Below are 14,755 nucleotides of genomic sequence, written 5' to 3' on the forward strand. Positions count from 1 at the left end.
GTTTGGCAGGTATGGGGGCCTGCAACCTACGGGAGCCGCTGCCTCCAGCCGCCTGCTCAGGGAAGGGTTGTGCCGTCATGGCAGCGCACCACTCGGCCGGCTCCGCGCAGTTCGCTGCGGTAGTGGCTGCCCACCGGATCGCGACTGTGGGCGGCAAGCTGATCCACCGCCAGCCCGTTGTGGCCATGCTCGGCTCCTGAGCTGTGCAGATAGCGGCCTTTGCCCAGATACAGCCCCACATGGGTGCAGCGTTGTGGTCGGCCGAAGAAGATCAGATCCCCAGGCCGCACCAGGCTGAACAGGCCGGGGCGGATCGCCACCGCCTGGCAGAAGCGTTCCTGTTGATAGGCATCCCGGGGGATCCAGATTCCGGCACTGGCAAAGGCGCTCTGGACCAGGCCGGAGCAGTCGTAATTCGGGCCCGTGGTGCCACCCCAGAGGTAGTGGTTGGGTTTGTCAGCCGCCTGGCTGGCGTAGTGCAGCACAGCCGGGAGCGCCGCCTCGATCCGGCCTGGATCGAGCAGGCGGCGCCGGGGTGGCTCTGCGGCCAGGGCTGCGCCCAGCAGGTCGGCCTGCTCTAGCCAGCAGGGATAGCCGTCTTCGAGCAAGCGCACCTTTAATCGCCCGCCCCTGGCCGAGCAGGGCTCAAGCACGTCCAGGCAGCGCCCGGCTGCGACCTGGGTGGCCAAGCCCGAACCCCGCATCCGGCTGTAGCCATCAAGTGGCCGCCCCAAGCGCCAGCAACTGCCTGCGATCAGCAGCTCTTCTGCCGCCGGCGTGCCCGCTGGCAGCGCAGCCCGGGGCCCAGAGCTGGGGATCGAGGTGCCTAATCTCAGCATTATTGCGGCCTTGGCTGATGGCGTTTTACCGCCTTGAGGGGGCGATGGGCGACATCCTGCACGAGCGGATCCGCGAACTGGAGCAACAGGGCCGCCCCGGACTCGCGGCCCAGCTCTCGGTGTGCTGGCTGCGTTACGACCGTTCCTTGATCGGCAGGGCGGACAGCCTGAGCGATCCACAGGCCTTTTGGACCGAGCCCGTCTCTGGCGCCTGCTGGCGGGGAGACCAGGCCGTTTATCCAGCCAGTGTGGTGAAACTGTTTGTTCTGGCCGGGGTGGAGGCCTGGTTGCAGGCTCGCTTGATCGAGGACGGCAGCGAACTGAGGCGGGCCATGGCCGACATGATCAGGGATTCCAGCAATGACGCCACATCCCTGCTGGTGGACGTGCTGAGCGGCACCAGCAGTGGCCCGGCTCTGCCTGAGGCCAAGCTGCAGGCCTGGATCGCCCAGCGTCAGCTGCTCAATCGCTGGTTCGGCGGCCTGGATTGGCCCGAGTTGACGGGTTGCAATCTCTGTCAGAAAACCTGGGGTGATGGCCCCTATGGACGGGAACGCCAGTTCTATGGACCGGCGATGGAGAACCGCAACCGGCTCAGTGTTGAGGCCACCGCGCGCCTCCTGCACGCGATTGTGGCCGGCAGCTTTGTCTCACCCCCGGCCTGCAGCAGGATGCGTCACCTGCTCAGGCGATCGCTGGATCCAGGTGAACGACGGGCCGATCCGGAGAACCAGGTGGATGGCTTCCTCGGTGAAGGCCTGCCGGAGGGGGCGAGGCTTTGGAGCAAGGCCGGCTGGATGAGCCAGGCGCGCCACGACGCCGCCTATGTGGAGATTGATGGCCACCATCCCTTCATCCTGGTGGTGTTCAGCGAGGGTGCTGCCCGCGCTACCGACCACACCCTGCTGCCGGAGCTGGCCCGCCGGCTGGCCCAGGCCTGCCGGCGCCCTGACTGAAGCTGGGGGCAGAACGCCCAGCACGCCGGTCTTGGCGCCAGCGGCGCGAGCCAGGGCATCAAAGAAACGGAGAGGGAGGGATTCGAACCCTCGACAGAAGTTGCCTCCTGTAACTCCTTAGCAGGGAGCCGCTTTCAACCACTCAGCCACCTCTCCAGGGGGCGATCCGAGCTTATCAGCGCTCTCGCCGACCTGCCTCGGCCTGGAGCCTCGGCAGGCGGTGCTTGAAGCCGCAGAGGATTTCCCAGGAGATGGTGCCCGAGGCCTCGGCCCAGTGCTCCGGTCCGATCACCTGGCCACCTTCTTTGCCGAGCAGGGTCACCACCGATCCCTGCACCAGTTCATGGCAGTCGGTGGCATCGATGATCAGCTGGTCCATGGTGATGGCACCGACCTGGGCCAGCCGTTTCTCGCCGAACAACACCGTCAGAGTGTTGGAAAGGCGCCTGGGCACCCCATCGGCGTAACCAATCGCCACCACCGCCAAGCGACTCGGCCGCTGGGTCAGGAAACGGTGCCCGTAGCTCACCCCTACCCCGGTGGGCACCTCGCGGATCAGGGTCACCCTGGCGCGAACGTCCATCGCCGGCTCCAGTGCGACGCTGCCACCGAGATGGGGAGCAGGGCAATGGCCATACAGGGCCAGCCCCACCCGCACCAGGTCGTAGTGGAGGGATGGGCTGCGCAGGGTTCCTGCCGAGTTGGCCAGGTGGCGGCGGCCGGTGGACAGCCCCTGGCTGGCCATCGCCTGGAGCGCCGCCCCAAACCGCAGCTTTTGCAAGGCGGTCAGGCTGGCGTCGCCATCATCGGGGCTGTCGGCATCGGCCAGATGGGAATACACCCCGGCCACCTGCACGGCATCGAGCCCGTTGAGCACCGCCAACAGCTGGGCCCCGTCTGGCCAGTCAATGCCCAGACGGGTCATGCCCGTATCGAGCTTGAGATGCAGGGCCATGCGGCGGCCACTGCCACTGGCCAGGCTCTGGCAGAGCAGGGCTTGGCGTTGGCTGCTGATCGTGGGCATCAGCTGCCAGTGCAGGCAGCTCCTCAGTTCCTCGGGTTCACTGAGGTTGCCCATCACCAGCAAGGGGGCCTCGATCCCCGCCTGGCGCAGTTCCACTCCCTCCTGGAGGGTGGCCACACCGAGGCTGTTGGCCCCCCCGGCGAGGGCCGCCTGGGCCACCGGCAGGGCACCGTGGCCGTAGCCATCGGCCTTGACAACCGCCATCAGCTCGCAGCCTTGGGCCAGCAGGGCCTTGAGACGGCGAGCATTGCGGGCGATGGCGGCCCCGTCTACCTCCACCCAGGCCCGTTGGCGGGGATGGAGCAGTCCACAGGTTGGGGAGGCAGAGCCTGGCTCAGCGGCCATCGAAGTGGAAGGTACCCAATCGACCGTAGGGCGGACCCGTGATCAGACGTGATTGAACCGTTAGCATGGCGCCATCGGCCGGAACTGGCACCCACTTCATGGGTCGAGCACCGTGAGCCAGGTCCTCGTTCTCAACGCCTCCTACGAGCCGCTCAACATCACCAGCTGGCGCCGCGCCACTGTGATGGTTCTCAAAGGAAAAGCCGAAGGACTGGAGCACGATTCAAGTCACTTCATCCGCAGTGATTTGCTGCTGCCCACGGTGATCCGTCTGCGGCAATTCGTGCGGGTTCCCTTCAAGCAACTTCCGCTCACCCGTCGCAACGTCTTTCAGCGCGACAGCCATTCCTGTCAATACTGCGGCTACCAGGGGGATCAGCTCTCGATCGACCATGTGATCCCCCGCAGCCGCGGCGGCATCGATAGCTGGGAGAACGTCACCACAGCCTGTTTGCGTTGCAATGTGCGCAAGGGCAGTCGCACGCCACGGGAAGCGGCGATGCCCCTGGCGAAAGTGCCCCGCCGGCCGGTGAGCACCTTGTATTTTGAAGCCACCCGCCACATCCGCTCCGGCCGCGGGGAATGGGCCAAATATGTGATCGGGGCCTGAATTGGCCCGCCCTCTGATCACCCGCTTCCACTGGCCTCAGTGGCCAGCTTCTCCATCTGCTGGCGCTGGTCGTCGGCGATGCAGGCGCCGATCAGCTCATCGAGTTGCCCCGCCAGGACCGGCTCCAGGCTGAAATTGCGGTGCAGACGGTGGTCGGTGATGCGGTTGTCTTTGACGTTGTAAGTGCGAATCTTCTCGCTGCGATCACCCCGCCCCACCTGGGCCCGGCGGGCGGAACTCTCCGCTGCTGCCGCTTCGGCCAGCTCCCGCTCCAGCAGCTTGGCCCGCAGGATCTCCAACGCCCGTTCCTTGTTCTGAAGCTGGGAGCGCTCCTGGGTGCAGAACACCCGGATGCCCGTGGGCTTGTGCAGCAGGTCGACCGCCGTTTCCACCTTGTTGACGTTCTGGCCACCGGCGCCACCGGAGCGGGCGGTGCTGATCTCCAGGTCGCCGGGGTCGAGCCGAACTTCAACCGGATCGGCTTCCGGCATCACCGCCACGGTGGCGGTGGAGGTGTGCACCCGTCCCTGTGATTCGGTGGCCGGGACCCGCTGCACCCGATGAACGCCGGCCTCGTACTTGAGCTGGCTGTAGACCCCTTCGCCACGGATCGAGAGGATCAGTTCCTTATAGCCACCAAGATCGGCTTCTGAGGCACTCAAAGGTTTCACGCTCCAGCCCAGGGTCTGGGCATGGCGCTCGTACATCCGGGCCAGATCACCGGCCCACAGCGAAGCTTCATCACCGCCGGCTCCTGCCCTGATCTCCAGCATCACGCTGCGCTGATCGCGCGGGTCGCGGGGCAGCAGGGCGAGAATGAGGCGATCGCGCAGAACTTCGATCTGGGCATTGAGCTCCTGCAGCTCATCCTCTGCCAGCGCTTCCATCTCAGGGTCGCCGCGGTTCTCCCTTAGCAGTTGCCGCGTCTCGCCGAGCTGCCTCTGGAACTGCTGAAGTTGGCCATGGCCCAGCACCAGTGGCTCGAGGCGCGAGCGCTCCCGGGCGAGTGATTCCAGCTGGGTGGGATTGGAAGCCACGGCCGGATCGGCCAGTTGTCGCTCCAGGGTGGCGAAGGTGCGGCAGGCCACCTCCAGCCGCTCGCTCAAAAACGAGACATCCATGGGCCCAGCTCAGCGGACAACAAAAAACCGGAAGCCCAGAGGCTTCCGGCAACGGCTGGGGGCAGACCCCTTGGCCGCAGGGCATGGGGACCCTGATCAGGACGCGACGTCGTCGGTGGCGGCAGCGGGCTGCTCAGCCTGGCTGGCGGCACTGTCGATGCTGCCCATGCCGTACTTGCGCATGAAACGATCAACGCGCCCTTCGGTGTCGAGGATCTTCTGGGTGCCGGTATAGAAGGGGTGGTTGCCACTCCAGACGTCGACATGGAGCTCGCTCTGGGTGGAGCCTGTGGTCATCACCACTTCTCCGTTGCAGATCACCTTGGCGTCGGGATACCAGGTGGGATGAATGTTGGCCTTGGGCATGGGAGGAGAATCAGCGCTTGGAGAACTGGGGAGCCTTACGGGCTTTCTTCAGGCCGTACTTGCGGCGCTCTTTGGCGCGGGGATCCCGGCTGAGGTGGCCTTCGGTCTTGAGCGGCTTGCGGTTGTCAGGCGAGAGATCGCAGAGCGCACGGGCCGCACCTTGCTTAATCGCATCGGCTTGGCCGGTGAGGCCGCCGCCCTTGACGTTCACCAGCAGGTCGTAGGCGCTGGCAAGGCCGAGGGTGTCGAGGGGGGCCTTCACCGCTGCCAGGTAGCTGGGGTTGTAGTTGAGGTAGTTGTCACCGGGGCGGCCGTTGATGGTGATCGAACCGGTGCCGGGAACCACCCGCACCCGTGCCACAGCAGTTTTGCGGCGGCCGGTGCCCCAGTACACGACGCGGTTGGAAGGGGTGCTCATTGGGCGGAGGCGGAAGGATCGAGGGTCATGATCTGGGGCTGTTGGGCCGTGTGGGGATGGTCAGTTCCCTTGTAGACCTTGAGTTTGCGGAACAACTGCCGGCCCAGGGCGTTGTGGGGCAGCATGCCCTTGATCGCCTTCTCGACGATCCGCTCGGGCAGCCGGGCCTGAAGGGCGGCAAAGGTTTCCGTCTTCATGCCGCCTGGCCTGCCGGAGTGGCGGCGGTAGATCTTCTGATCGGCCTTGTTGCCACTGATGCGGATCTTGTCGGCGTTGACAATGATCACGAAATCACCAGTGTCGAGGTGGGGCGTGAAGGCGGGTTTGTTCTTGCCCCGCAGCACGCTGGCCACTTCAGTGGCCAGGCGGCCAAGGGTCTGATTCTCGGCGTCTACCAGGAACCACTGGCGTTCGAGGGAATCCAGGGAGGGAACGGAGGTCTTGTTCATCGCACCGGCAGGCCGGATCACATAACGCCCCATCTCGGCGGAGGGGCTGGACAGGGAAGGAACGGCAGGGAATCCGCTGAACGGGCTCTGGTCTGCGCATTCACAGCTCTTGAGCTTAAACCTTGGCCTGCCCCCCATCGCCAAACCCTGGAGGAAGAGGTGGTGGATCGTTGCCCTGGAGGACGAAGTGCGGCTGGCCATCGAACCAGAGAGCTGGCGCAAACAGCTCCTCGGGGTACCCCACGCGCAGCAGGCAGAGGCCCTGGGGCGGGGCCGCTTCCTTGACCTCCTCCCGAGCCTGCTGGCGCCAGCGCCGCTCGAACTGGGCTAGCGACAGCCGGCCTTCGCCGACCAGGACGAGTTGGCCCATGAGCAGGCGCACCATGCCGTAGAGGAAGCCGCTGGCCTGGATCTCGCAGACGATCAGATCACCGCGCCGCTCCAGAGCCACCTCCTGGACCGTGGTGCGGGAATGCAGCCGCCGGCTGCCGGCTTTGCGAAACGTGGAGAAGTCGTGGTGGCCCAGCAGACCCTCCAGCGCTTCGGCCATCGCCCGCTCGTTGAGGCGGAAGCGGTAGCGGTGCCAGCTGTAGGGCGCCAAGAAAAGATTGGGCGTGCGGCCGTTATAAAGGGTGTAGCGGTAGCGCCGGTAGGTGGCCGAGTAACAAGCATGCCAACTGGAGGGAACCTCGGCGGCGGCGCGGACCCGAACCGTGGGCGGCAGCGGACCATTGAGTGCCTTCGGCCAGCGCGGGGCGGGGATCGGGCCGCTGGCGTCGAAATGAACCACCTGGCCGGCCGCATGCACGCCGCTATCGGTGCGACCGGCGGCCACGCAGGCCATGGGCCGCAAGGGATCGAGCCGGGCTAGGGCCAGCTCAAGGGTGGCCTGGACACTGGACTGGGCGGTTTGGCGCTGCCAACCGCAGAATGCTGAACCCTCGTATTGGAGGCAGAGGGCAATCCTGCGCAGGGCGCTCAGACCAGTTCGATGATGGCCATCTCGGCATTGTCGCCGCGACGGGGCACCGTGCGGATGATCCGGGTGTAGCCACCCTGGCGCTCTCCGTAACGCTCCTGCGCCTTGTCAAACAGGGAGTGGACCAGCTGCTTGTCGAAGATGTAGCCCATGGCCCGGCGGCGGGCGGCCAGGCTGCCTTCCTTGGCCAGGGTGATCATGCGCTCGGCCTCATTGCGCAGCGCCTTGGCGCGCGCTTTGGTGGTGGTCACGCGACCTTCCCGGATCAACTGGGTGGTCAAGCCGCGGAGCAGGGCTTTGCGTTGGTCGGCGGGGAGGCCCAGCAGGGGGACTCGGCACTGGTGTCGCATGGTTCCGGGGCGGTGAGAAGAAAGGGGGCGAGCTGAGGGGGGCGGCCGTTCAGGCTGTGGTGCGGCTCTGGGGCAGGGAAATGCCGATGCGCTCGAGGGCTTCGATCACTTCGTCGGCCGACTTGGAGCCGAAGTTCTTGATCTCGAGGAGATCCTCATAGCTGAAGCCCATCAGATCGGAGACCGAATTGACCTGGGCGCGCTTGAGGCAGTTGTAGGCGCGAACCGAAACGTTCAGCTCCTCCAGGGGGATCTGGCTTTCGGCGGAGGGTTCTGGCTCCAGGCCAGGCTCCTCAACCATGGTGAGGCTGGCCAGGGGCTGGAACAGGGCGATCAGTTGATTGGCTGCCTGGGCCATGGCGTCGTCTGGGGTGATGGCGCCGCTGGTGTGGATGTCGAGGCGAAGGCGCTCACGGGCCGAGCCGCCTTCGCCCACGGCCGTTTCATCGATCGTGTAGTTGACCCGCCGCACCGGCATGAACACGGCATCGATCTGGAGCAGATCGATCGAACTGGTGTCTTCCTGATGACGATCCACCGGGCGATAGCCCACACCTCGCTCGACGTGAACCTCCAGCTCCAGGCTGTGGCCATCGGCCACTGTGGCGATCGGGCGATCCAGGTCGATGACCTGTACCTGCGAGGAGAATTGGAGATCGGCGGCAGTGACCGTGGCGGGGCCGGTAACCACCAGCCGGCCGATCTCCACTTCGCGGGTGCGGCTGCTGACAACCACTTCCTTGCAGTTCAGCAGGATGTCGAGGACGTCTTCACGCACCCCAGGGATGGTGGCGTATTCGTGGTTCACACCGGCGATGCGCACGGCGGTGATGGCACTACCTTCCATGCCACCCATCAGGACACGCCGCAAGGCGTTACCCAGGGTGACAGCTTGACCACGGTCGAGGGGCCCGATCACGAACACCCCGGTCTGGGAGCGGTCGTCGGCAATCTCATGCTCGACGCGATCGATCTGATACTGATGCACGGCCGGAAGGAGGGGGGAATGGAACGCCCGAGGGCTTGGTGAAGCCGAGGGCTTAATGGAAACGACGACTCAGACCCGGCGCCGCTTGGAACGGCGGCAGCCGTTGTGCGGCAGGGGGGTGACATCGCGGATCAGGGTGATCTCCAGACCGGCCACCTGCAGGGCACGGATCGCGGTTTCCCGGCCTGAGCCTGGGCCCCTGACCAGCACTTCGATCTGGCGCATGCCCTGATCGAGGGCGCGGCGTCCAGCGGCTTCTGCGGCCGTCTGCGCAGCGAAAGGGGTGCCTTTGCGAGCGCCCTTGAAACCGCTGGCACCAGCCGACGACCAGGAGATCACTTCACCTGCCGAGTCGGTGATCGACACGATGGTGTTGTTGAAGGTGCTCTGGATGTGAGCAACGCCATTGGGGACGTTGCGCTTGGTTTTTTTGGCGCCGGTTTTCTTGGCTGGCTTTGCCATGGATCGTGGCCTGGGGTAGGGGAATGGAGAACCTGAGCGCCGCAGCTGGCATCAGGGGGACGGCTTATTTCTTCTTGCCGGCCACGGTTTTGCGAGCACCCCGGCGGGTGCGGGCGTTGGTGCGGGTGCGCTGGCCGCGAACAGGCAAGCCCATGCGATGGCGACGACCGCGCACACAGCCGATGTCTTGCAGACGCTTGAGGGCCATGCCCTCCTGCCGGCGCAGATCGCCCTCGAGGGTGAAGGATTCGGCGGCGGCACGCAGCTTCTGAATGTCGCCGTCTTCGAGATCCTTGACGCGGATATCGGGGCTGACACCAGCCTTGGCCAGGATCTTGTGGGACCTGGTCAACCCCACGCCGTACACGTAAGTGAGTGAAATCTCGACCCTCTTGTCACGAGGGATATCAACACCGGCAATCCGAGCCACGAATGAAAACAATCAGTTGGGAAGGTTGGGTCGCCCGGCCCCTTGGGGTCTGGGCGGTTGCGCCCCCGAAGCGGGGACGGCAAAGTTAGGAGAAGAGCCGTTCGGCTCAGCCCTGGCGTTGCTTGTGCTTGGGATTGGAGCAGATCACCATCACCCGGCCGTGGCGACGAATCACCCGGCACTTGTCACACATTTTCTTGACTGAGGCACGCACCTTCATGGGCGTCGGCTCTCCAATTTTTCAAACAGCTAAGCTATCACAGGGGCTAACCGACAACAGCAGCCACCCGCTGGGCGATGGCGTCGATCGAACCGGTGGCATCGACCGGCACCAGCAGGTTGCGTGAGCGGTAGAAAGCGATCAGGGGCTCCGTTTGCTCCTGGTAGACAACGAGGCGATTGCGGATCACCGCCTCGTTGTCGTCGTCGCGGCCGCGGCTGAGCAGTCGTTTGATCAGCTCGTCATCATCGAGCTCCAGCAGCAGAACCGATTCGATCGGTTGCTGGAGTTCTTCGAGCAACAGAGTGAGGGCTTCGGCCTGGGCGACGTTGCGGGGAAAGCCATCCAGCAGCCACCCTCCGGTGTGGGCCTCCAGTCGGTGGCGAACGATCGCCAGCACCAGGGCATCGCTGACCAGCTCGCCCCGGGCCATCACCGCCTCGGCTTCCTGGCCAAGCGTGCTGCCGGCCTTGACTTCGGCCCGCAGCAACTCGCCGGTGGAGAGGTGAAGCAGCTCGCGATCGGCTGCCAGCCTCTCGGCCTGGGTGCCCTTGCCGGCCCCAGGCGGACCAAGGAACAAAATACGGTTGGTCATTGACGCACCATCCCTTCGTAACGTTGAGAGATCACATAGGTTTGCACCTGCTTGGCCGTGTCGATGGCGACGCCCACCAGGATCAGCAGGGATGTGGCCCCCAAGCCTTGAAAGGTGCGCACCTGGGTGGCACCCTCGACGGCTGAGGGAATGATGGCCACGGCACCAAGGAAGAAACCGCCGAGCAGGGTGAGACGGTTCTGAACACCGCTCAGGTAGGTGGCCGTGGCGGAGCCGGGCCGGACCCCCGGGATCGCCACACCGGTGCGCTTCAAATTGGTAGCGATGTCGACAGGGTTGACAGTGAGCGAGGCGTAAAAGAGTGAGAAGCCGATGATCAAGCCGAAAAACACCAGCGCATAGAGCCAAGGCGTGCTGCTGTTCGGGTTGAGATAGCCGGCCAGACGGATCAACCAGGGCGATTGCGTCAGGTTGGCGACCGTGAGTGGCAGGAACACCACCGCTGAAGCGAAAATGATCGGCATTACCCCGCCGGCGTTGAGTTTCAACGGCAGATAGCTCTGGCGGGCCGCGAGCAGGCTGACCTGGCCCACCTGGCGCTTGGCACTCACGATCGGGATGCGGCGGCTGCCCTCCTGGACGAAGATGATGCCGACGATCGTGACGAGAAAAATCACCACCAGGATGATGATTCCGCCCACGGTGGCCCGGTCACCGCTCTGGGCGAGCTCGACGGTGGAGCCGAGCGCCCTGGGCAGGGTGGCCACGATGTTCACGAAGATCACCAGGGAGGCACCCTGGCCGATGCCGCGCTCGGTGATCACCTCACTGATCCACATCACCACCATCGAACCGGTGACTAAGGCCAGGGCGGTCTGAATCACGAAGACAGGCTCGGGTACACCCGGCAGGGCGTACTGCCGCAGGATCAGGGCAAAGACGGTGCTTTGCAGCACGCCCCAACCCAGGGCCACATAGCGGGTGATCTGGGCGATCTTGCGCCGTCCGGCCTCCCCTTCGTTCTTCTGGAGATCTTCGAGCTGGGGAATGGCCGCTGTGAGCAGCTGCAGGATGATCGAAGCGTTGATGAACGGCAGAATCCCCAGCGCGAACACGCCGAGGGTGGAGATGCCGCCGCCGGTGAAGATGTCAAGGAAGCCGATCAGCTGGCCGCCCTGCTGGATGAATTCCTGAAAGGCCACCCGATCGATGCCTGGCACAGGGATGTAGATCCCGAGCCGCACCAGAAGCAGCAGGCCGAGGGTGGTCAAGACGCGGTCGCGCAGCCCCTTCGATTGGACCAGTTGGGTGAGGATTTCACCGGCACTGGGGTTACGCCCCCGGCTGACGAGCATGGTGTGAGCGAGCGAAGAACGGGGGCGAGATAGTCAAAGCCGCCTGCGCAGCCGGTGATCGGTGGCAGACGGCTCAGGTTGCGGAGACCGACTCCGGTTCCAGCAGTTCATTCAAGCGGTTCAAGGGGATGGCGGCGGTTGCCGCCTCCTTGTCGATCAGGGTTGATCAGGCAATCAGTTCACAACTGCCACCAGCCGCTTCGATCTTCTCACGGGCACTGCTGGTGAAACCAGCGGCCTGGACAGTGAGGCTGACGCCCAGATCACCATCCCCGAGCACCTTGAGGGGATGCTTCGGGCTGGTCACCAGCCCAGCGGCCTCCAGCGAATCGAGGTTGACCGTGCTGCCAGCAGCCAGGCCGGCGAGTTTGCCGACATTCAGCACGGTGAAGGCTTTCGGATTCACCAGGGTGAAGTGCTTGAGCTTGGGCAGACGCCGATAGAGGGGCATCTGGCCACCCTCAAAGCCGGGCCGGGTCGGACGGCCGGAGCGGGATTTCTGCCCGCGCATGCCGAAACCGCAGCTGGCGCCCTGACCGGCGGCGATGCCGCGCCCCTTGCGCAGCTTGCGGCGGCGGGAGCCGACCTGGGGTTTGAGGGTTTGGAGTGAAAGTGTCATCAGGGGGCTCAGGAGTAGATCTGCTCGAGGGAGATGCCCCGCTCTTTGGCGGTCTCCTTGTGGGTGCGCAACACCTGCAGGGCGTGGATGGCGGCGCGGGCGTTGTTGAGGGGTGTTTTGCTGCCCAGGCGCTTGGCCAGGACGTTCTTGATGCCGGCGAGCTCAAGGACCGTGCGAATCGAACCACCCGCGATCACGCCGGTGCCCGGTGCGGCCGGCCGCATCATCACGCTGGCGGCACCGTCTTCGCCGCGGCTGTCGGTGGGGATCGAACTGGTGCGGGTCAGGGGCACCTTGACCAGATGCTTTTTGCCATCGGCCACGCCCTTGCGGACGGCACCGATCACATCACCGGCCTTGCCGACACCGACACCGACCTGGCCGCGCTCGTTGCCGACGACGACGATCGCCCGGAAGCTCATCTTCTTACCGCCTTTGACGGTTTTGGAGACGCGGCGGATCTGGACCACCCGCTCCTGCCATTCGGAGTCGCGCTCCTGACCACGCCGGTTGTCGCCCCGACGTCCACCACCGCGTCGGTCACCCGACCTGGCATCGCCACCCCTGCCGCCGCCGCCACCGCGGCGCTCCTGCTGGCCTTCGGCCGCTGCTGGGACAGCGGCGGCTCCTGGAATCTCGCTGGACTGGACCTGTTGGTTGATTTCGCTCATGGTTGGATCCGGTTCAGAACAGGAGGCCCGCTTCTCGGGCGGCATCGGCAAGGGCCTTGACCCGGCCGTGGTACAGCTTGCCACCGCGGTCGAAGACGACCTGCTGGATGCCCTTGGCCAGGGCCCGCTGGGCCACCAGCTGCCCCACGGCTATGGAAGCATCGCAACAGGCGCTCACTTCGAGGCTGGCGCGCAGGTCTTTGTCGAGGGTCGAGGCGGCACAGAGGGTGTTCTGGGCCTCGTCGTCGATGACCTGGGCGTAGATGTGGTTGTTCGAGCGGAACACAGCAAGCCGCGGCCGTGCCGCCGTGCCGTTGAGGTGGCGACGCAGGCGACGGTGACGCTTCTGGGTCTGCTGTTTGCGTGGAAGGGAGGACATGACGGATAGGGGTAGGGAGGCTTAGGCCGTCCTCATTTCTTGCCAGATTTGCCGGCCTTGCGCAGGATGCGCTCGCCCTCGAACTTGATGCCCTTGCCCTTGTAGGGCTCAGGAGGACGAATGGCGCGGATCTTGGCGGCTTCATTGCCTACCAGCTCCTTGTTGGAACCGGAGACCATCACCTGGGTGTTGTTCTCAACGGAGAAGGTGATCCCCTCGGGAGGAACCATCTCAAGCGGGTGGCTGTAACCGGCGCTGACCATCAGCTTGCGGCCTTGGACTGCGGCCCGGTAGCCGACGCCGATGATCTCGAGCTTGCGGGAAAAACCTTTGCTCACCCCTTCGACCATGTTGGCCACCAGGGTGCGGCAAAGCCCATGGCGTTCGCGGGAGCGACGGCTGCCGTTGGCGGCCTCAACGCGGACAAAGCCATTGTCCTGGCTGACAACAACGCCATCGGGGAGGACGCGGCTGAGCTCACCCTTGGGACCTTTGACCGACACGGCCAATCCGCTCAAGGTGACGGTCACCTTGTCGGGGATGGGGATCGGCGCTTTACCTATGCGTGACATGGATGACCTTCGTATCAGTAGATGTAGCAGAGCACTTCACCGCCCACGCCCTGCTTACGGGCGTCACGGTCGCTCATCACACCCCGGGAGGTGGAGATGATCGCCACACCCAGGCCACCCAGCACCTTGGGCAGCTGACGGGTGTTCTTGTAGATGCGCAGACCGGGCTTGCTGACGCGCCGCACGGAGCGGATCGTCGGCTGGCGATGCTTGCCGCTGTACTTGAGTTCGAGGACGAGATGCCTGAGAACGCCTTCGCCTTCTTCGCTGATCTCAGCGATGAAGCCCTCTTTCTGCAGCACCTTGGCGATGCTGTGGGAGAGGCGCGAAGCCGGAACTTTGGTGGACTGGTGCTTCTTCTCACTCGCATTGCGAATGCGGGTGAGCATGTCTGAAATCGGGTCGTGGTTGGCCATGGTGGGTCCGAAGAGGGCTCAGTTGCTGCGGAACGGCATTCCCATCTCGCGGAGGAGGGCCCGGCCCTCTTCGTCGTTACGGGCACTGGTCACGATGGTGATGTCCATACCGCGGATGGCGTCGATCTTGTCGTAGGAGATTTCGGGAAAGATGATCTGTTCCCGCACCCCGAGGGTGTAATTGCCCCGCCCGTCGAAGCTTTTGGGGCTGACGCCACGGAAATCCCGGATCCTCGGAAGGGCCAGGTTGATCAGGCGCTCCAGGAAGGCGTACATCCGCTGACCACGAAGGGTGACGGCCACGCCGATCGGCATGCCCTCGCGGATCTTGAAGGCCGCAATGGCCTTCTTGGCCCGGGTCACCACCACTTTCTGACCGGTGATGGTGGCCAGCTCCGCGATCGAAGCCTCCAGGGCCTTGGCGTTCTGGGCGGCTTCGCCAAGTCCCCTGTTCAGGGTGACTTTGACCACCTTGGGAACTTCGTGGACGTTGGAGAGGTTCAGATCCTTGAGCAGCTTGGGCTGGATCGTCTCCCGGTAGCGCTGTTTGAGTGACATGGCGGGCTGGGGTTTGCGCTTCTGGACGTGGTCAGAAAGCGAGGAGAGGGGGGAAAGGAAAGGACGCTGTGG

General features: G+C 64.8%; 22 protein-coding genes and 1 tRNA gene. 2 read left to right on the top strand and 21 right to left on the bottom strand.

Annotated features, from left to right (window positions below; genetic code table 11):
- Positions 1-56 precede the first annotated feature (56 nt).
- Positions 57-839 (bottom strand): C40 family peptidase, encoded by a 783-nt coding sequence (locus ACXMDM_RS05400; RefSeq protein ID WP_499570227.1) that lies wholly within the window; start codon positions 837-839, stop codon positions 57-59.
- A 17-nt stretch (positions 840-856) separates the two neighbouring features.
- Here ACXMDM_RS05400 and ACXMDM_RS05405 point away from each other — a divergent pair, with 17 nt between their 5' ends.
- A complete protein-coding gene (locus ACXMDM_RS05405) occupies positions 857-1,795 on the top strand; it encodes a serine hydrolase (protein WP_259722814.1) in 939 nt (312 codons plus the stop codon).
- A gap of 67 nt (positions 1,796-1,862) precedes the next feature.
- On the opposite strand, the gene ACXMDM_RS05410 is transcribed toward ACXMDM_RS05405, so the two are convergent.
- Together ACXMDM_RS05410 and alr are read right to left on the bottom strand one after the other, a co-directional pair.
- A tRNA-Ser gene (locus ACXMDM_RS05410) sits at positions 1,863-1,951 on the bottom strand.
- A gap of 19 nt (positions 1,952-1,970) precedes the next feature.
- A complete protein-coding gene (gene alr / locus ACXMDM_RS05415) occupies positions 1,971-3,164 on the bottom strand; it encodes an alanine racemase (RefSeq protein ID WP_071800915.1) in 1,194 nt (397 codons plus the stop codon).
- Between the two features lie 112 nt (positions 3,165-3,276).
- Between alr and ACXMDM_RS05420 the strand changes: the two genes are divergently transcribed.
- Positions 3,277-3,774 carry an HNH endonuclease gene (locus ACXMDM_RS05420; RefSeq protein ID WP_071800916.1) on the top strand — a complete coding sequence of 166 codons (498 nt, stop codon included), beginning with the start codon at positions 3,277-3,279 and terminating at the stop codon, positions 3,772-3,774.
- A 17-nt stretch (positions 3,775-3,791) separates the two neighbouring features.
- Here ACXMDM_RS05420 and prfA read toward each other — a convergent pair whose 3' ends face one another.
- The 18 genes from prfA to rplE form a co-directional block, all read right to left on the bottom strand.
- Positions 3,792-4,895, bottom strand: a complete 1,104-nt coding sequence (gene prfA, locus ACXMDM_RS05425) for a peptide chain release factor 1 (RefSeq protein WP_259722813.1) — start codon at positions 4,893-4,895, stop codon at positions 3,792-3,794.
- A 96-nt stretch (positions 4,896-4,991) separates the two neighbouring features.
- Positions 4,992-5,261 (bottom strand): 50S ribosomal protein L31, encoded by a 270-nt coding sequence (gene rpmE, locus ACXMDM_RS05430; protein WP_259722812.1) that lies wholly within the window; start codon positions 5,259-5,261, stop codon positions 4,992-4,994.
- 10 nt (positions 5,262-5,271) lie between these two features.
- The gene (gene rpsI / locus ACXMDM_RS05435) at positions 5,272-5,679 is read right to left on the bottom strand and encodes a 30S ribosomal protein S9 (protein WP_071800919.1); all 408 of its coding nucleotides are present in this window, start codon (positions 5,677-5,679) and stop codon (positions 5,272-5,274) included.
- Positions 5,676-6,128 (bottom strand): 50S ribosomal protein L13, encoded by a 453-nt coding sequence (gene rplM / locus ACXMDM_RS05440; protein ID WP_071802139.1) that lies wholly within the window; start codon positions 6,126-6,128, stop codon positions 5,676-5,678. Before rplM ends, rpsI begins: the two co-directional genes overlap by 4 nt.
- A gap of 115 nt (positions 6,129-6,243) precedes the next feature.
- Positions 6,244-7,110 carry a tRNA pseudouridine(38-40) synthase TruA gene (truA, locus tag ACXMDM_RS05445; RefSeq protein ID WP_259722821.1) on the bottom strand — a complete coding sequence of 289 codons (867 nt, stop codon included), beginning with the start codon at positions 7,108-7,110 and terminating at the stop codon, positions 6,244-6,246.
- Complete coding sequence (rplQ, locus tag ACXMDM_RS05450) at positions 7,107-7,457, bottom strand: 50S ribosomal protein L17 (protein ID WP_071800921.1); 351 nt, start codon at positions 7,455-7,457, stop codon at positions 7,107-7,109. The genes truA and rplQ overlap by 4 nt, the downstream gene beginning before the upstream one ends.
- Before the next feature lie 49 nt (positions 7,458-7,506).
- Complete coding sequence (locus ACXMDM_RS05455) at positions 7,507-8,445, bottom strand: DNA-directed RNA polymerase subunit alpha (RefSeq protein ID WP_259722811.1); 939 nt, start codon at positions 8,443-8,445, stop codon at positions 7,507-7,509.
- A 69-nt stretch (positions 8,446-8,514) separates the two neighbouring features.
- Positions 8,515-8,907 carry a 30S ribosomal protein S11 gene (rpsK, locus tag ACXMDM_RS05460; RefSeq protein WP_071800923.1) on the bottom strand — a complete coding sequence of 131 codons (393 nt, stop codon included), beginning with the start codon at positions 8,905-8,907 and terminating at the stop codon, positions 8,515-8,517.
- Between the two features lie 64 nt (positions 8,908-8,971).
- Positions 8,972-9,337: a 30S ribosomal protein S13 gene (gene rpsM / locus ACXMDM_RS05465; protein WP_071802141.1), complete on the bottom strand. Its 366-nt coding sequence runs from the start codon at positions 9,335-9,337 to the stop codon at positions 8,972-8,974.
- Between the two features lie 106 nt (positions 9,338-9,443).
- Positions 9,444-9,557, bottom strand: coding sequence for a 50S ribosomal protein L36 (rpmJ, locus tag ACXMDM_RS05470; protein WP_071800924.1), 114 nt, complete (start codon positions 9,555-9,557; stop codon positions 9,444-9,446).
- A gap of 46 nt (positions 9,558-9,603) precedes the next feature.
- The gene (locus ACXMDM_RS05475) at positions 9,604-10,152 is read right to left on the bottom strand and encodes an adenylate kinase (protein WP_259722810.1); all 549 of its coding nucleotides are present in this window, start codon (positions 10,150-10,152) and stop codon (positions 9,604-9,606) included.
- Positions 10,149-11,468, bottom strand: a complete 1,320-nt coding sequence (gene secY / locus ACXMDM_RS05480) for a preprotein translocase subunit SecY (RefSeq protein ID WP_071800926.1) — start codon at positions 11,466-11,468, stop codon at positions 10,149-10,151. Before secY ends, ACXMDM_RS05475 begins: the two co-directional genes overlap by 4 nt.
- A gap of 166 nt (positions 11,469-11,634) precedes the next feature.
- Entirely contained in the window at positions 11,635-12,087 is a 453-nt protein-coding gene (gene rplO, locus ACXMDM_RS05485) for a 50S ribosomal protein L15 (RefSeq protein WP_259722809.1), read from the bottom strand.
- Positions 12,088-12,095: 8 nt separating this feature from the next.
- Positions 12,096-12,758, bottom strand: coding sequence for a 30S ribosomal protein S5 (rpsE, locus tag ACXMDM_RS05490; protein WP_071800928.1), 663 nt, complete (start codon positions 12,756-12,758; stop codon positions 12,096-12,098).
- A 13-nt stretch (positions 12,759-12,771) separates the two neighbouring features.
- Entirely contained in the window at positions 12,772-13,137 is a 366-nt protein-coding gene (gene rplR / locus ACXMDM_RS05495) for a 50S ribosomal protein L18 (RefSeq protein ID WP_071800929.1), read from the bottom strand.
- 32 nt (positions 13,138-13,169) lie between these two features.
- Entirely contained in the window at positions 13,170-13,709 is a 540-nt protein-coding gene (gene rplF, locus ACXMDM_RS05500; RefSeq protein WP_071800930.1) for a 50S ribosomal protein L6, read from the bottom strand.
- A 14-nt stretch (positions 13,710-13,723) separates the two neighbouring features.
- Positions 13,724-14,125: a 30S ribosomal protein S8 gene (gene rpsH, locus ACXMDM_RS05505; RefSeq protein ID WP_071800931.1), complete on the bottom strand. Its 402-nt coding sequence runs from the start codon at positions 14,123-14,125 to the stop codon at positions 13,724-13,726.
- 18 nt (positions 14,126-14,143) lie between these two features.
- Positions 14,144-14,683 (bottom strand): 50S ribosomal protein L5, encoded by a 540-nt coding sequence (gene rplE, locus ACXMDM_RS05510; protein ID WP_071800932.1) that lies wholly within the window; start codon positions 14,681-14,683, stop codon positions 14,144-14,146.
- Between the last annotated feature and the right edge of the window lie 72 nt (positions 14,684-14,755).

The sequence above is a fragment of the Synechococcus sp. CS-603 genome, from assembly GCF_977929215.1.

What these genes read in the sequence shown, in the direction of transcription:
- ACXMDM_RS05400 (WP_499570227.1), bottom strand. Translation starts at nt 839, where the DNA reads ATGCTGAGATTAGGCACCTCGATCCCCAGCTCTGGGCCCCGGGCTGCG.
- ACXMDM_RS05405 (WP_259722814.1), top strand. Translation starts at nt 857, where the DNA reads ATGGCGTTTTACCGCCTTGAGGGGGCGATGGGCGACATCCTGCACGAG.
- alr (WP_071800915.1), bottom strand. Translation starts at nt 3,164, where the DNA reads ATGGCCGCTGAGCCAGGCTCTGCCTCCCCAACCTGTGGACTGCTCCAT.
- prfA (WP_259722813.1), bottom strand. Translation starts at nt 4,895, where the DNA reads ATGGATGTCTCGTTTTTGAGCGAGCGGCTGGAGGTGGCCTGCCGCACC.
- rpmE (WP_259722812.1), bottom strand. Translation starts at nt 5,261, where the DNA reads ATGCCCAAGGCCAACATTCATCCCACCTGGTATCCCGACGCCAAGGTG.
- rpsI (WP_071800919.1), bottom strand. Translation starts at nt 5,679, where the DNA reads ATGAGCACCCCTTCCAACCGCGTCGTGTACTGGGGCACCGGCCGCCGC.
- rplM (WP_071802139.1), bottom strand. Translation starts at nt 6,128, where the DNA reads ATGAACAAGACCTCCGTTCCCTCCCTGGATTCCCTCGAACGCCAGTGG.
- rplQ (WP_071800921.1), bottom strand. Translation starts at nt 7,457, where the DNA reads ATGCGACACCAGTGCCGAGTCCCCCTGCTGGGCCTCCCCGCCGACCAA.
- rpsK (WP_071800923.1), bottom strand. Translation starts at nt 8,907, where the DNA reads ATGGCAAAGCCAGCCAAGAAAACCGGCGCCAAAAAAACCAAGCGCAAC.
- rpmJ (WP_071800924.1), bottom strand. Translation starts at nt 9,557, where the DNA reads ATGAAGGTGCGTGCCTCAGTCAAGAAAATGTGTGACAAGTGCCGGGTG.
- ACXMDM_RS05475 (WP_259722810.1), bottom strand. Translation starts at nt 10,152, where the DNA reads ATGACCAACCGTATTTTGTTCCTTGGTCCGCCTGGGGCCGGCAAGGGC.
- secY (WP_071800926.1), bottom strand. Translation starts at nt 11,468, where the DNA reads ATGCTCGTCAGCCGGGGGCGTAACCCCAGTGCCGGTGAAATCCTCACC.
- rplO (WP_259722809.1), bottom strand. Translation starts at nt 12,087, where the DNA reads ATGACACTTTCACTCCAAACCCTCAAACCCCAGGTCGGCTCCCGCCGC.
- rpsE (WP_071800928.1), bottom strand. Translation starts at nt 12,758, where the DNA reads ATGAGCGAAATCAACCAACAGGTCCAGTCCAGCGAGATTCCAGGAGCC.
- rplR (WP_071800929.1), bottom strand. Translation starts at nt 13,137, where the DNA reads ATGTCCTCCCTTCCACGCAAACAGCAGACCCAGAAGCGTCACCGTCGC.
- rplF (WP_071800930.1), bottom strand. Translation starts at nt 13,709, where the DNA reads ATGTCACGCATAGGTAAAGCGCCGATCCCCATCCCCGACAAGGTGACC.
- rpsH (WP_071800931.1), bottom strand. Translation starts at nt 14,125, where the DNA reads ATGGCCAACCACGACCCGATTTCAGACATGCTCACCCGCATTCGCAAT.
- rplE (WP_071800932.1), bottom strand. Translation starts at nt 14,683, where the DNA reads ATGTCACTCAAACAGCGCTACCGGGAGACGATCCAGCCCAAGCTGCTC.